The organism is Pararhodobacter sp., assembly GCF_034676545.1.
In the GTDB taxonomy this organism is placed as follows: domain Bacteria; phylum Pseudomonadota; class Alphaproteobacteria; order Rhodobacterales; family Rhodobacteraceae; genus Pararhodobacter.
In genome coordinates, this window is record NZ_JAUCBZ010000015.1 from 1,489,602 (window position 1) to 1,503,075 (window position 13,474).

Consider the following 13,474-nt stretch of genomic DNA (forward strand, 5'->3'; position numbering starts at 1 on the left):
CGGCGTCCCCTTTGCCGGAGCGAAAACAGCGGACGGGGCCTCGTTTGGTCCCGTCCCGCGCCGCATTGCGCTATGTTTTGCGGCGGTTGAGCCAAGCGGTCCTGGTGATGCTGCTGGTCGTGATTGGCAGCTTTTTCCTGATCAAGATGGCGCCGGGCGACTTTGTCGATACCCTGGCGGGCACCTCTGATCTGACCGCCGAGCAAATGGCCAGTCTGCGCACACGCTATGGCCTGGACCAGCCGGTGCCCGTGCAACTGTTCTACTACATCACGCGGCTGGCCACGTTGGATCTGGGCTTTTCGCCCTTCAACAATGCGCCGGTGCTGGATGTTCTGATCAAACGCTGGCCGGTGACCGCGATACTGGTGGTGACATCGGTGTCGATTTCAATGGTGCTGGGCACGCTGCTGGGGGTTTTGGCGGCGCGATTTGCGGGCAAACCCGTCGATCTTGGGATTTCGGTCCTGATGCTGGTGTTTTACGCCACGCCCTCTTTCATCATCGCGATGATCCTGATCCTGATTTTCTCGGTCAAGATGAATGTCTTTCCAATCGCAGGCTTTGCGACCATTGCGTCAGGCTATAGCGGTTGGGACTATGTGCGCGATGTCGCCTGGCATCTGGCGATGCCGGTCACCGCGCTCTGCACCTTCTTTATCGCGATTTATGGCCGGATTGGCCGGGCCGCGATGCTCGAGGTGCTGACCCTTGACTACATTCGCACGGCGCGCGGCAAGGGCCTGACCGAGCGGCGGGTGATCTATGTCCACGCCCTGCGCAACGCCTTGTTGCCACTGGTTACGATGGCCGGGCTTCAGGTCAGTGCGCTGGTCGGTGGCGCGGTGCTGATCGAGACGATCTTTGGCCTGAACGGCATGGGGCGGACCGCGTTCGATGCGGTTTTCCAGCGCGACACCAATCTGTTGCTGGGGGTGCTGTTTGTCAGCTCGCTCAGCGTGGTTGTCGTCAATTTCATCATTGACCTGCTGTATATGGTCCTTGACCCGAGAGTGGAAATCAAGTGACGACGTCTGAACTCTCTGTTTTCTCGCGATTGGTGCGGCACCCCAGCGGCATGGTCGGGTTGCTGATCATCGGGCTGGTTGTCGTGATGTCGGCCAGCGCCGGGCTGATTTTTCCGGACGGGCCTTGGGTCCTTGGCGGCGCACCGCGGATGTGGCCGGGGGTCGACCCGGATTTTCCGCTGGGCACGGATGCGCTGGGCCGCGACATGGTGGCGGCGCTGTTCTATGGCGCGCGCGTGTCGCTGGCGGTTGGTGCCTCGGCGGCCTTGGTGTCGCTGATCATCGGCACGCTGGTGGGCGCTATCGCGGGCTATTACGGCGGCTGGGTCGACGACGTTTTGATGCGCCTGACCGACGCCATGCAAACCATCCCGTCGTTTCTGGCGGCAATCGCAATCGTCGGGGTGATCGGCGCGTCGCTGTCGACCATCATCATCGCCATCGCGGTTGTCTCGTGGCCGATGATCGCGCGTCTGGTGCGCGCCGATTTCCTGCGACTGCGCACCTATGATTTCGTGCAGAGCTGCAAGATCATCGGCATGTCGGATCTGCGGATCATCTTTGCCCAGATCCTGCCCAATTGCCTTGCGCCGATCATTGTCTCGTCGTCGGTTCTGGTGGCCACGGCGATCATCACCGAGGCCAGCCTTGCCTTTCTGGGCCTTGGTGACCCCAACGTGATGAGCTGGGGCACGATCCTGAGCGTCGGTCGTCCAGAGTTGCGTTCTGGTTGGTACATGACCGTCTTTCCTGCCGTCGCTCTGGTGCTGACCGTTCTGGCGCTGAACCTGATCGGCGACGCGCTGAACGATGTGCTCAATCCCCGGCTCAAGGAGCGTAGCTCATGACGGCGCCCGCGTTGCTGCAAGTCCAGGGCCTGCAGGTCTCTGTCGGGCGGTCCATGCCCATCGTCGAAGACCTGAGCTTTTCCATCGCGGCGGGCGAAACCGTTGGTCTGGTCGGCGAATCCGGCTGTGGCAAGTCGCTGACGGCCTTGGCGATCATGCGCCTGTTGTCCGGAAACCTGCGCGTCACGGGCGGCACCATTGAACTGGAGGGCGAGGATCTGACCTCGATGTCCGCCGAACGTTTGCGCACATTGCGCGGTGACCGGATGGCGATGATCTATCAAGAGCCCCTGACCGCCTTGAACCCGGTGATGACGGTCGGCGCGCAGCTGGTCGAAGTGTTGCGCACGCATCGCGATATGTCGCGCCGTGACGCCGCCGCGCGCGCCGTTGAATTGCTCGCCCTCGTGCGGATCCCGGACCCGGCCGCCCGGTTCCATGAATATCCGCACCGCATGTCCGGCGGGATGCGTCAACGGGTGGTGATTGCGATGGCGCTGGCCTGCGATCCGGCGCTGCTGATCGCCGACGAGCCGACGACCGCGCTGGATGTCACGGTCCAGGCGCAGGTCTTGCGCCTGATCAAACAGTTGCAACGCAAGGCCAATCTGGGCCTGCTGTTGATCACCCATGACCTTGGCGTGGTGCGCCAGGTCGCGGATCGGATCGTGGTGATGTACGCCGGGTCTGTCGTCGAAACAGGCACCGTCGCCGAAGTCCTCGGCGCGCCGCGTCACCCCTATACGGTTGGTCTGATCGCCGCACGCCCGTCCGGCAGCTACTCTGTCGATCAGCAAAAACTGGCCGAGATTTCCGGGTCGGTTCCAGCGCATGATGCACGGCCAAAGGGCTGCGTGTTCGCGCCGCGGTGTCGCAATGTTCAGGATGATTGCCTCGCCGCGCGGCCCCCACTGGTGGCGGGCGAGGGTAGCCATGCCCTGAGATGCCTTCACCCCATGCCCGCCCCCATGCCCGAAAGCTCACTGTCATGACCCATGTTTTGCGCACGACGGATCTGAAGCTTTATCACAACACGGCGCGCGGACAATTACGGGCCGTCGACGGAATTTCCCTGACGATCAACAAGGGCGAGACCTTGGGGCTGGTCGGTGAATCGGGATGCGGCAAGTCTACCTTGGCGATGTGTGTCGTTGGCATCAACGCGCCGACGGGTGGCCAGCTTGAGGTCGCGGGCGTGACCCCGGGCAAGGGGCGCGCCAACCGGATCGCGCGGGCGCAAGCCGTGCAAATGGTGTTCCAGGATCCCAGTGGCGCGCTCAATCCGCGCCTGTTGGTCGGGCGCATCATCGAGGAGCCGCTGCGCGTTCACGGTCTGGGAACCGCCGCCGAGCGCAAGGCCAAGGTGCAGGAACTGGCGCAGAAAGTGGGCCTCTCGGACTATCACCTCCCCCGGTTTCCCCATGAATTGTCGGGTGGACAGCGCCAGCGGGTCAGCATTGCCCGGGCGCTGGCGCTCAACCCGGCGCTGTTGGTCTGTGACGAGGCAGTGTCCGCGCTGGACGTTTCGGTACAGGCACAGGTTCTCAATCTGTTCATCGACCTGCAAAAAGAACTGGACCTGACCTATTTGTTCATCAGCCATGACCTGTCGGTGGTGCGCTATGTCTCGCATCGCATTGCGGTCATGTATCTGGGGCGCATCGTCGAGATCGGCCCCGCCGAGGAGGTCTGGCATCGGCGCGTTCATCCGTACACGCGTGCGCTTGTGGCGGCGATCCCCGGCGACGAGGCCCTGCAAGACGAGGCGGTTCTGCTGGAAGGCGACGTGCCAAGCCCGGTCAACCCGCCCTCGGGCTGTGCGTTCCGAACTCGCTGCCCCGCGGCCCGTGATCGCTGCGCCGCCGAAGTCCCGGCGCTGCGCGATATGGGGGGCGGGCTGGAGGTTGCGTGTCATTTCGCCGAAGAATTTGCCGCGACGAAGATTTGAACCGACACGCGGCGGCGCCACGGATCTTACAGATAGACCGTCGGCGTCACCACCTGCGATAGCCCGGCATCGCGGAGCCGCGCGGCTGTGGCCTCGATCCCGTCCCGAGTCATTTTCGGCCAGTCGCGCGCTTTGCCTTTGACGCCGTGATGCTGGAACGCATTCAGTTTGACCCGCAGGTCCGCGCCCAATTCCTGCACCAGTCCGATCAACGCCTCGATCTCGTCGTCCTGATCATTCATGCCCGGCACCATCAGAAACCGCAACTCGTAGAGCTTGCCCGCGGCCTGCGCCATGCGGATCGAGGCCAGAACCTTGTCGTTGCCGCGCCCTGTCAGTGCCCGATGCCGCGTGTCGGCGAACGCCTTGATATCCATCATGATGCCGTCGGTGACGGGCAACAGGCGCGCCAGGGCGTAGGTTCCAAGATAGCCGTTTGTATCGACAAAACAGGTCAGTTTTGCCAGATCCGGGCTGGATTTGATCGCGCGGAACAGCGTGATCACGAATTTCAGCTGCAATGTCGCCTCACCACCCGAAACGGTGATCCCGGACAAGAACGCGAGGTTGCTGCGGATCAATGCCAGCACGTCCTCGACCGTCAGATGTTGCACCATGGGGTTGGCGCTGATCGGGCAGACCCGCAAACATTCATCGCAATGGTCGCAGAATGTCGGGTCAAAAACGATGCGCCCGTCCACCAGCGACAAGGCGTCTTGCGGGCAGGCCGGAACGCAGTCGCCGCAATCGTTGCAGACGCCGATAGTGTGCGGGTTGTGGCATCCCGGGCATTCAAAGTTGCACCCTTGCACGAACAGCACCAGGCGATTGCCGGGGCCGTCCACACAAGAAAACGTCAGGACCTTACTGATCCGCGCCAGCGGCAAGCTCATTGGCCATCACCCTCGGTTTGCGCGCCAATATCGCGGTCAGATCCGCCGCTTCGGCCCCCAGCGCCGTGGTGTTGGTGCGCGCGCCCTTGTCAGCGTTGAACCGCGCCACATCCGACAGCCGGATCATGTAGCCCGTCACCCGCACCAGATCATTGCCACCGACATTGGCGGTGAATTCACGCAGGCCACAGGCGAAGGCCCCCTTGCACAGATCGAGCACCGCCGCCGGATTGGCCTTGACGGTTTCGTCCAGCGTCAGGATCTCGGAAATCCCCGAGGCATAATATTGATGATGCGGCGCCAGGGCTTGCACATGGCTGACCGGGTCGGGTTCAGAGCCGTAGGCAATCCGCACCCCCGGCGTCAGCCCGGTATCCGACGACAGCCCGGCCTGAGAATGCAGCATCGCCCGGCCACGCCAGACATTGTGCATCGGCTGCGCCGCGACCAACTGCGCCAGTTTGGCCGAGATCGCATAGCCCAGCTTGTTGGCCTCGGCATCATGCCCATAGCGCGCCGAGCTTCCGGCTTTGACCATCAAATGCTCGACCGCCTCGGCCATGGCGAAAATGCCGAACATGGCGGTGAAACGGTCACGCTCAAGCCAGCCTTCGCTGACCAGAAAGCTCTCGAAGAAGCCGGATTGATCAAACAGATAGTCAACCCGCGCCTGCGTGAGCCGGAAATTCAACGCTACATAGCGCGGCAGGACCGTGTTCAGAAAATCATCCGCATCCCGCGACCGCTTGGCGACTTCCAGCAGATTGACCCGCGTCAAGGTCGAGGCCCCGCCCGCCATCGGCAGTGCATTGTAACAACTGACAATGCCATAGCCGCGCGCGTCAAACACCTCGGCATGCAGCGGATGGTTGGCGATATGCGGCTTGGAGCATTTGGTGATATTGCTGACCGCCTGCGCCAGGATCGCGTCGCTGCTGATCGCCGGATCATAGCGGAACGTCAGGTTCGGCGCGATCTGGCCCAGCTCGGCATCGACGCGCAGAATGGTGCGCGCCACGCGGTTGTCAGAGGGGCCGATATTGGCATGGAGGAACGCATCGGGCAGCACCCGGTCGATATAGCGCCAGAACAGTTTGATCTGCCGATAGAGCGAATCATCGGACACGCCCTCGCAAAACGGCAGCAGCAAGTCATCGAGTTGGCCGATGAACACCGGCATTCCGGTAACCGACGGCACATGATGATAGGCGATCATCAGGGTGTTGATCGCCTCATCCAGTGTTTTCGGCGCCGGCAATTCCAGCCAGTCACTGCCGCGCGTCAGTACGACGGCATAATCCGGCAACACATAGCGCGGTTTGTAGGGCGCGTGGCCTTCATACATGTCGCAGATCACGCGGTCATCCAAGGCCGCCTGCGTGTCTGCGTCCAGCGACGGATAGGGCAGCGAGTTTTCCGCCTCCAGCGACAGAGCCCGGGCCTTTTGTGCCGCGCTCAGCGTTGGATTGTTGACGATACGGCGCAGGATTTCCGGATCACAAGGCATGGCGAGACCTTTCAAAAGCGGGTGAGGGCGGGCGTGACCTCTGTGCTCAACTGCCGCTAGACAAAGGCGCACATCTGATCCTCGCACCGCGGCGTTGCCGACAAGGTACGATAAAATGAGAGCCGCGGACTTGATTCACATCAAGTCACTTCTGGGTGTGGACTGTTATTTTGCTCCGAACTTGCGTCGGCATCGCGGGATCTGGCCGTTTCGGGGTGATGCCTGGTCTTGCAGGCCTCGCGACGGTGCCTGACGCCTTGGTCTTTATACTTCTGAATGCCAAAGGGCGGACCTGTTTTTGGAGCCGGAACACGGGGTGTCGCGGGTCCGGCGGGTCAGGTTATGTTGATCGGCGTGCGTGAGGAATTACGGGTGGCGATGCGCAGGGACGGAGTCAGGTGATGACCACGAAAACAACCACGCCGCCCCTCGTTTCGCGGCTGCTCCACCCGGACGTAGACGGCTTGTCGCCGGCATATTTCGGCATGGTCATGGCGACGGGGATTGTGTCGCTTGCTGCGAACCAGATTGGTCTGCCGATTGTGGCATGGGCCTTGTTCGGGGTTGCCGGGCTTGCCTATCTGGTCCTGTGGTGGCTGACGCTGTTGCGACTGCTGCGTCACCCGCGCCGGATGCTGGCGGATGTGTCCGACCACCTGCGCGGGCCGGGGTTTTTCACCATGGTCGCGGCCTCCAGCATTCTGGGCAGCCAATGCCTGATCCTGCTGGAATTGACCGCGGTTGGCTTTGCCTTTTGGTGCGCAGCCGTGGTTTTGTGGCTTGGCCTGACCTATACGATTTTCACGATTTTCACCGTCAAGGCCGAGAAACCGACACTGGACAAGGGGATCAACGGCGCGTGGTTGCTGGCCGTTGTCGCCACCCAGTCGATCGCCGTCCTTGCGACGCTGCTGGCGGCGCGGCTTGAGCAACCCTACCGGCTCGACCTGAATTTTCTTGCCCTGTCGATGTGGCTCTGGGGCGGGATGCTCTACATCTGGATGATGTCGCTGATCTTTTATCGCTACACGTTCTTTGCCTTCTCGCCGGGCGACCTGTCACCTCCCTATTGGATCAACATGGGGGCGATGGCCATTTCAACGCTGGCGGGCTCATTTCTGATCCAGAACGCTCAGGATGCATGGTTCCTGCATTCGATTCAGCCGTTCATCAAAGGCTTCACCATCTTCTACTGGGCGACCGGAACCTGGTGGATTCCGATGCTGGTCATTCTGGGGATCTGGCGTCACATCTACAAACGCTTTCCCTTGCGCTACGACCCGCTCTATTGGGGAGCGGTGTTCCCGCTGGGCATGTACGCCGTTGCCACGCATCAAATGGATCAGGCGATGGGATTTCACTTTCTGGGCACGGTATCGACCGCGTTTTCCTGGGTTGCGCTGGGCGCCTGGGGGCTGGCCTTTGTTGGCTACCTGCTGACGCTGATCCGACGTCGACCTCAATGACAGTGCCCCGATTGTCGGTCGTTGCCCCGCCGCATCCCTTGTAAACGCCGTGCCGCCGGGTCACTCTGCCCGATCAGGTTTGAACTGGAAAGCGATCATGCAAAGCCTCAGTGGCACACGGATTGCGGTCTTGGGCGCAGGGTTGATCGGCGTTTCATGGGCCGCGCTGTTCACGCATTACGGCGCGGATGTGTGCGTCTATGACCCCGAGGACGCCGCGCGCGCCGCCCTTGAGGCGCGCAGTGAGGCACCCTATGCGCATCTCGCGGAACTTGCCCCAGATCCCGCCCCGCGCGGGCGTTTGCGGGTGACGGATGATCTGTCTCACGCCCTTGATGGGGCCATGTTGATCCAAGAGAACGCACCCGAAAACATTCCGCAGAAACACGCGCTTTTTGCGCAGGTGGAAGCCCTCGCGCCCCCGGATGCGATCGTCGCCTCCTCCACCTCGGCGCTGACCTGGTCCGAGCTTGCCCCCGGTTTCAAGAACCCCCGGCGGCTGATCACCGCGCACCCGTTCAACCCGCCCCATCTGGTGCCTCTGGTTGAGCTTTATGGCCCCGATCCTGCGCGGCTCGACCGTGCCGAGACGTTTTATCGGGCCGCCGGTCGCGTGCCGGTGCGGCTGAACACCGACGCCACCGGGCATATCGCCAACCGCCTCGCCTCGGCCCTGTGGCGCGAGGCGGTGCATATCGTTGCCGAGGGGATCGCCGATGTCGATGCGGTTGACGCGGCGTTGGTCAATGGCCCCGGCCTGCGCTGGTCGGTGATGGGCGCGCATATGGCCTATCATCTGGGCGGTGGCGCCGGGGGCATGGCGGGCTACCTGACCCACCTCGGCCCCAGCCAGCAACGCCGCTGGGCCAGCTTGGGAACCCCGACATTGACGCCTGAGGTCTGTCAGGCCCTGATCGACGGCATCACGCAAGAGGCGGCGGCCGCGATATTCCCTCTTTGGCGGCCGCCCGCGACGCCGCCCTCATCGCCGCCTTGAAAGCCCGCCAGAACGCCGGCCCAGTGTAAACATAAGGCACAAAGGTCTGAAAACCCGGACGGTGTGTCGCAGCCGGGCTGTTCCGCAGGCACGAACGGGTTAGATAGAGCAAAACCAACCGCAAGAGGGTGCCATGTTCCTGTCTGTGTTCGATATGTTCAAGATCGGGATCGGCCCGTCCTCCAGCCACACGATGGGGCCGATGGTCGCCGCCGCGCGCTTTCTTGACCTGCTGCGCGGCCTGCCGTTCAAGGCGCACGGGCTGCGCGCCTCGCTGCATGGCTCGCTGGCCTTTACCGGCGTCGGCCACGCCACCGACCGCGCGGTGATCCTCGGACTGGCGGGGTTCGTGCCCGAAAGCTACGACGCCGCCCGCGCTGAAACTGTGCTGGCCGCGATCCATGCCACCGGCACTGTCACCCCGCCCGATCTGCCGACCCTGCACTTTGCCCCCGCCAAGGACCTGATCTTCGACTACGGCCCCGCCTTGCCCGGCCATGCCAACGGCATGATCCTGATGGCCACCGATGCGCAGGGCGACATCATCGCGCAGGAAACCTATTACTCCATCGGCGGCGGCTTCGTCGTCACCGACGCCGAGCACAAAGCCGGCGAGGCCGGCGTCAACGCCCCCAAAATCCCCTATCCGTTCCAATCAGCGGCGCAAATGCTCGCCATGGCCCGCGACTCTGGTCTGAGCATCGCCGCCATGAAACGCGCCAATGAACTGGTGGTGCGCGACGGCGTGGCGCTGAAATCAGGCACCCAGCGGATCTGGTCGGTGATGAACGCCTGCATCGAGCGCGGCTTGACCACCGACGGCACGCTACCCGGCGGGCTCAAGGTCAAACGCCGCGCCAAGGCCATCCACGAGGCGCTGCTGGCCGAACGCGGCCTGAACCTGACCGCGCCGCATGTGATCAACGACTGGATGATCACCTACGCCATGGCCGCCAACGAGGAAAACGCGGCTGGCGGGCAGGTGGTGACGGCTCCCACCAATGGCGCGGCGGGCGTGATCCCGGCCGTGATCCGCTACTACCTTGACCATGTGCCCGGCTCCAGCATCGACAAGGTCGAGGATTTCCTGCTGACCGCCGCCGCCATCGGCGGGTTGATCAAACACAACGCCAGCATCTCCGGCGCGGAATCCGGTTGTCAGGCCGAGGTCGGCAGCGCCGCCGCCATGGCCGCCGCGGGCCTCTGCGCGGTGCTGGGCGGAAGCCCTGAGCACATCGAGAACGCCGCCGAAATCGCGCTGGAGCACCACCTTGGCATGACCTGCGATCCGGTCAAAGGTCTGGTGCAAGTCCCCTGCATCGAGCGCAACGGCCTCGGCGCGATCAAGGCCGTCTCCGCCGCGTCGCTGGCGCTGCGCGGCGATGGTGAGCATTTCATGCCGCTCGACAATTGCATCGAAGCCATGCGCCAGACCGGCATGGATATGAGCGAAAAATACAAGGAAACCGCGCTCGGCGGGCTGGCCGTCAACATCCCCAATTGTTGACTCCCGACATCATCTTGCCGAAAATACTCTGGGGGGTGAATTCGGCGTAGCCGAAGAGGGGGGCAAAGCCCCCCCAGAATTCGAACATCAGACCGTCAGGATCGTCGATCCCGTCGTCTTGCGGGCTTCCAGCGCGCGATGCGCGTCTTGCACCTGCTCCAGTGGAAAAGTCTGGCCAATGCGGATGGTCACATCGCCCGCCAGCACCTTGTCGAACAGGTGTTTTGCCATCGCCTGACAGGTCGCATGATCGGCGATATGGGTGAACAAGGTGGGCCTTGTGATCTGCAACGAACCCTTTGGTCCCAGAATACCCAGATTGAACGGCGGCACGGGGCCCGAAGCGTTGCCAAAGGACATCAGCATGCCCAAGGGGCGCAGGGAATTCAGCGAGCCCTCGAATGTCGAGGCCCCGACCGAATCCATCACCGCATCGACACCGCGCCCGCCGGTGATCTCGCGCACGCGGGCGGCGAAATCTTCGGTGGTGTAGTTGATCGCATGGGCCGCGCCGTGCTCCAGCGCCATCCGGCATTTGTCCTCCGATCCGGCGGTGGCGATCAGGCTGATCCCCTCGGAGCGCGCCCATTGGCAGGCGATCAACCCGACCCCTCCGGCGGCGGCGTGAAACAGCACCGTGTCGCCGGATGTCAGCGGAAAGGTGCGGTGGAACAGGTATTCCACGGTCATGCCCTTGAGCATCATCGCCGCGCCTTCCTCAAAGGAGATGCCGTCCGGCAGCGGGCAGACCTGGGCTGCGGGCATCACGCGGGCCTCGCAATAGGCACCCGGGGGTTGGGCGGCATAGGCGGCGCGGTCGCCGGGTTTCAGATGGGTCACGCCCGCGCCGACCGCCTCGATGACGCCCGAGGCCTCCATGCCCAAGGCCGCAGGCAGTTGCATGGGGTACAGGCCAGAGCGTTGATAGCAATCAATAAAGTTCAGGCCGACCGCCGCATGACGGATGCGGATCTCGCCGGGGCCGGGCTCGCCGACCGCGCGATCGGTGAGGGTCAGTACCTCGGCACCGCCGTGTTCGTTGATGATGATGGTTTTTGCCATGTGTCGGACTCCCTGTTTGCGGTCAGGATGACGGGTTGGGGCGCGCGTGCCAAGGTCGATTATGCAGACCGCGCCAGCAGATCGCGCACCATCGGCACGACTTGTTCGCCATAAAGCTGCAACCCGTCCATGAGTTGCGCGTGGGGCATCGGGCCGGTGGCGTATTTCAGATCAAAGCGCTGAATGCCGAGGCCGCGAATGGTGCGGGTGATCTTGTGGGCGACGGTTTCGGGCGATCCGACATAGAGCGAGCCTTGCGCCACTTCGGCCAGAAAGCGGTCTTTGGTCGGCGCTGGCCAGCCGCGTTCCGCGCCGATCCGGGCAAACATGGTTTGGTAATGGGGCCAGACCGCCTCGAGCGCCTGCTGGTCGGTGGCGGCCACGAAGCCTGCGGAATGCACGCCGATGGGCCGGGTTTGCTGGCCCAGTTGCGCAACCGTGCGGTGATAGAGATCGACATAGGGCCGAAAGCGCATCGGATCGCCGCCGATGATCGCCAGCATCAGTTGCAGATCATGGCGCGCCACGCGAACCACCGATTCGGGGCTGCCGCCGACGCCGACCCAGGTGGTCATCGGGCGGCCCAACTGTGGGTGAATGATCTCCTCTTGCAACGGCGCGCGGGTCTGGCCCTGCCACGTCACCGGGCCACCGCGCAGCAATTGTGCGAACAGGTCCAGCTTTTCCTCGAACAATTGGTCGTAGTCGCGCAGATCATAGCCAAACAGGCCATAACTCTCGGTAAATGACCCGCGGCCCAGGATCGGCTCGGCGCGGCCGCGCGACAGGGCGTTCAGCGTTGAGAATTGCTGAAAGACGCGCACCGGGTCGTTGGTGGACAGGATCGTCACCGCCGTGCCCAGTTTGATGCGGCTGGTGCGCCCGGCGATGGTGGCCAGCACCATTTCCGGCGCGGCTAGGGCGAAATCGTCGCGGTGATGTTCGCCCAGGCCGATGAAATCGAGGCCCAGTTGATCGGCCAGAACCGCCTGCTCGACCACGTCGCGCAAGACGTGATCCATCGGTTTGAGGTGGCCGTCAGAGCCGAGGGTGACGTCGCCGAATGAGTCGATGCCAAGCGAAATATCGGGCATGGGGGGCCTCCTGTTGTTCCTGTCTGAGCTAGGCGCAGGGCGCGCGCAGGTAAAGGGCTGACGTGCAGGAGCAATGTGCGCCAAAGCACAGTGGATCAAATCGGTCCGGGGCGGCGTTCTTCGCTGAGCAGGACGTTGGCGTCCACCTGGCCGACGCCGGGCAGGGTCATGATGCGGCGGCGCAGGACGCGCTCGAAATCCGACAGGTCGCGGGCGACGACGCGCAGGCGGTAATCATAGAGGCCCAGCACATGCTGCACGGTCTGCACCTCGGGGATGGCGCAGACGGCGCGCTCGAAATCTTCGAGTGACACGCGGCCCTTGATGCCCAGCGTGACACCGAGAAACACCGTGACGCCAAACCCCAGCGCGGCGCGGTCCAGCACCAGCCGTCGCCTGGCCAGCGCACCCGAGTCGGTGAGGCGCTTCAGGCGTCGCCAGGTGGCGGGCTGGCTGAGGCCGAGTTGGCGACCCAGGGCCCCGGCGCTGAGGGTGGCGTCGGTGGTCAGGGCGCGCAGGATCATGCGGTCGGTGTCATCGAGGTCGATCATGCGGGGTGCCTTGCGGTCAGTGTTTTTTGAGTATTTTTGGCAAGATGAAATCGCAAGCGGGTCAGAGGGGCAAAGCCTCGCCGCGTTTGATGTCGGCGATATGCATCAGGGCTTCGATATCGGCGATATGGGGCAGGGTCAGGATGCGGCTGCGGTAGATTTGCTGATAATGGGCCATGTCGCGGGCGATGACCTGCAGGCGCATGTCGACGCGGCCCAGAAAGGACTGGATTTCGATGACTTCAGGGACAAGGCGCGCGGCGGCGGTGAATTCATCGAAGGCGTGGGGGTTGGTTTTGTCCAGCGTGACGCGCAAGGAGACCTCGACCTCCCAGCCCAGCTTGCGCCAGTCGATCACCGCTTGTTGGCCGCGCAGGATGCCGCGGGCGCGCAGGCGTTCCAGGCGGCGCGAGGCGGTGGCCTCGGTCACGGTGGCGCGGCGGGCGAGGGCGGCCATGGATTGCGCAGGGTCGGCCTGCAGGTGGCGCAGGATGCGGCGGTCGGTGTCATCAACGGACATGAAAGCCCCGGTTTTTTGCTATTTCACGCATGAATACCCTGTAGAATGGCGGA

Annotated in this window: 13 protein-coding genes; 7 read left to right on the forward strand and 6 right to left on the reverse strand. The window is 63.3% G+C overall.

What is annotated here, in order from left to right; all coding sequences use genetic code 11:
• Positions 1-44 precede the first annotated feature (44 nt).
• From VDQ28_RS10730 to VDQ28_RS10745, 4 genes are read left to right on the forward strand one after another with little or no spacing between them, the layout of a single operon-like run.
• Positions 45-1,028 (forward strand): ABC transporter permease, encoded by a 984-nt coding sequence (locus VDQ28_RS10730; RefSeq protein WP_323035928.1) that lies wholly within the window; start codon positions 45-47, stop codon positions 1,026-1,028.
• The gene (locus VDQ28_RS10735; protein ID WP_323035929.1) at positions 1,025-1,876 is read left to right on the forward strand and encodes an ABC transporter permease; all 852 of its coding nucleotides are present in this window, start codon (positions 1,025-1,027) and stop codon (positions 1,874-1,876) included. The genes VDQ28_RS10730 and VDQ28_RS10735 overlap by 4 nt, the downstream gene beginning before the upstream one ends.
• Positions 1,873-2,868 carry an ABC transporter ATP-binding protein gene (locus VDQ28_RS10740; RefSeq protein ID WP_323035930.1) on the forward strand — a complete coding sequence of 332 codons (996 nt, stop codon included), beginning with the start codon at positions 1,873-1,875 and terminating at the stop codon, positions 2,866-2,868. Before VDQ28_RS10735 ends, VDQ28_RS10740 begins: the two co-directional genes overlap by 4 nt.
• Positions 2,865-3,824 carry an oligopeptide/dipeptide ABC transporter ATP-binding protein gene (locus VDQ28_RS10745; RefSeq protein ID WP_323035931.1) on the forward strand — a complete coding sequence of 320 codons (960 nt, stop codon included), beginning with the start codon at positions 2,865-2,867 and terminating at the stop codon, positions 3,822-3,824. Before VDQ28_RS10740 ends, VDQ28_RS10745 begins: the two co-directional genes overlap by 4 nt.
• 26 nt (positions 3,825-3,850) lie before the next feature.
• Here the strand turns inward: VDQ28_RS10745 and VDQ28_RS10750 are convergent, their stop codons facing one another.
• Both VDQ28_RS10750 and VDQ28_RS10755 read right to left on the reverse strand, forming a co-directional pair.
• On the reverse strand, positions 3,851-4,717 hold the full coding sequence (locus tag VDQ28_RS10750) for a YjjW family glycine radical enzyme activase (RefSeq protein ID WP_323035932.1): 867 nt from the start codon (positions 4,715-4,717) through the stop codon (positions 3,851-3,853).
• Positions 4,689-6,224, reverse strand: coding sequence for a YjjI family glycine radical enzyme (locus VDQ28_RS10755; RefSeq protein WP_323035933.1), 1,536 nt, complete (start codon positions 6,222-6,224; stop codon positions 4,689-4,691). Before VDQ28_RS10755 ends, VDQ28_RS10750 begins: the two co-directional genes overlap by 29 nt.
• A 401-nt stretch (positions 6,225-6,625) precedes the next feature.
• Here VDQ28_RS10755 and VDQ28_RS10760 point away from each other — a divergent pair, with 401 nt between their 5' ends.
• From VDQ28_RS10760 to VDQ28_RS10770, 3 genes are all read left to right on the forward strand, one after another.
• The gene (locus tag VDQ28_RS10760; RefSeq protein ID WP_323035934.1) at positions 6,626-7,690 is read left to right on the forward strand and encodes a tellurite resistance/C4-dicarboxylate transporter family protein; all 1,065 of its coding nucleotides are present in this window, start codon (positions 6,626-6,628) and stop codon (positions 7,688-7,690) included.
• Between the two features lie 97 nt (positions 7,691-7,787).
• The gene (locus tag VDQ28_RS10765) at positions 7,788-8,687 is read left to right on the forward strand and encodes a 3-hydroxyacyl-CoA dehydrogenase NAD-binding domain-containing protein (protein ID WP_323035935.1); all 900 of its coding nucleotides are present in this window, start codon (positions 7,788-7,790) and stop codon (positions 8,685-8,687) included.
• A gap of 133 nt (positions 8,688-8,820) precedes the next feature.
• Positions 8,821-10,194, forward strand: coding sequence for an L-serine ammonia-lyase (locus tag VDQ28_RS10770; protein WP_323035936.1), 1,374 nt, complete (start codon positions 8,821-8,823; stop codon positions 10,192-10,194).
• 87 nt (positions 10,195-10,281) lie between these two features.
• Here the strand turns inward: VDQ28_RS10770 and VDQ28_RS10775 are convergent, their stop codons facing one another.
• The 4 genes from VDQ28_RS10775 to VDQ28_RS10790 all read right to left on the reverse strand — a co-directional run bounded on the left by VDQ28_RS10775 (position 10,282) and on the right by VDQ28_RS10790 (position 13,421).
• Positions 10,282-11,256 (reverse strand): quinone oxidoreductase, encoded by a 975-nt coding sequence (locus VDQ28_RS10775; RefSeq protein ID WP_323035937.1) that lies wholly within the window; start codon positions 11,254-11,256, stop codon positions 10,282-10,284.
• Between the two features lie 59 nt (positions 11,257-11,315).
• Positions 11,316-12,350, reverse strand: a complete 1,035-nt coding sequence (locus VDQ28_RS10780; RefSeq protein ID WP_323035938.1) for an Atu2307/SP_0267 family LLM class monooxygenase — start codon at positions 12,348-12,350, stop codon at positions 11,316-11,318.
• Positions 12,351-12,445: 95 nt separating this feature from the next.
• Positions 12,446-12,901, reverse strand: a complete 456-nt coding sequence (locus tag VDQ28_RS10785; RefSeq protein ID WP_323035939.1) for an Lrp/AsnC family transcriptional regulator — start codon at positions 12,899-12,901, stop codon at positions 12,446-12,448.
• A 61-nt stretch (positions 12,902-12,962) separates the two neighbouring features.
• Positions 12,963-13,421: an Lrp/AsnC family transcriptional regulator gene (locus tag VDQ28_RS10790; protein WP_323035940.1), complete on the reverse strand. Its 459-nt coding sequence runs from the start codon at positions 13,419-13,421 to the stop codon at positions 12,963-12,965.
• Positions 13,422-13,474 lie beyond the last annotated feature (53 nt).

What these genes read in the sequence shown, in the direction of transcription:
- VDQ28_RS10780 (WP_323035938.1), bottom strand. Translation starts at nt 12,350, where the DNA reads ATGCCCGATATTTCGCTTGGCATCGACTCATTCGGCGACGTCACCCTC.
- VDQ28_RS10790 (WP_323035940.1), bottom strand. Translation starts at nt 13,421, where the DNA reads ATGTCCGTTGATGACACCGACCGCCGCATCCTGCGCCACCTGCAGGCC.
- VDQ28_RS10745 (WP_323035931.1), top strand. Translation starts at nt 2,865, where the DNA reads ATGACCCATGTTTTGCGCACGACGGATCTGAAGCTTTATCACAACACG.
- VDQ28_RS10750 (WP_323035932.1), bottom strand. Translation starts at nt 4,717, where the DNA reads ATGAGCTTGCCGCTGGCGCGGATCAGTAAGGTCCTGACGTTTTCTTGT.
- VDQ28_RS10765 (WP_323035935.1), top strand. Translation starts at nt 7,788, where the DNA reads ATGCAAAGCCTCAGTGGCACACGGATTGCGGTCTTGGGCGCAGGGTTG.
- VDQ28_RS10740 (WP_323035930.1), top strand. Translation starts at nt 1,873, where the DNA reads ATGACGGCGCCCGCGTTGCTGCAAGTCCAGGGCCTGCAGGTCTCTGTC.
- VDQ28_RS10775 (WP_323035937.1), bottom strand. Translation starts at nt 11,256, where the DNA reads ATGGCAAAAACCATCATCATCAACGAACACGGCGGTGCCGAGGTACTG.
- VDQ28_RS10785 (WP_323035939.1), bottom strand. Translation starts at nt 12,901, where the DNA reads ATGATCGACCTCGATGACACCGACCGCATGATCCTGCGCGCCCTGACC.
- VDQ28_RS10770 (WP_323035936.1), top strand. Translation starts at nt 8,821, where the DNA reads ATGTTCCTGTCTGTGTTCGATATGTTCAAGATCGGGATCGGCCCGTCC.
- VDQ28_RS10760 (WP_323035934.1), top strand. Translation starts at nt 6,626, where the DNA reads ATGACCACGAAAACAACCACGCCGCCCCTCGTTTCGCGGCTGCTCCAC.
- VDQ28_RS10755 (WP_323035933.1), bottom strand. Translation starts at nt 6,224, where the DNA reads ATGCCTTGTGATCCGGAAATCCTGCGCCGTATCGTCAACAATCCAACG.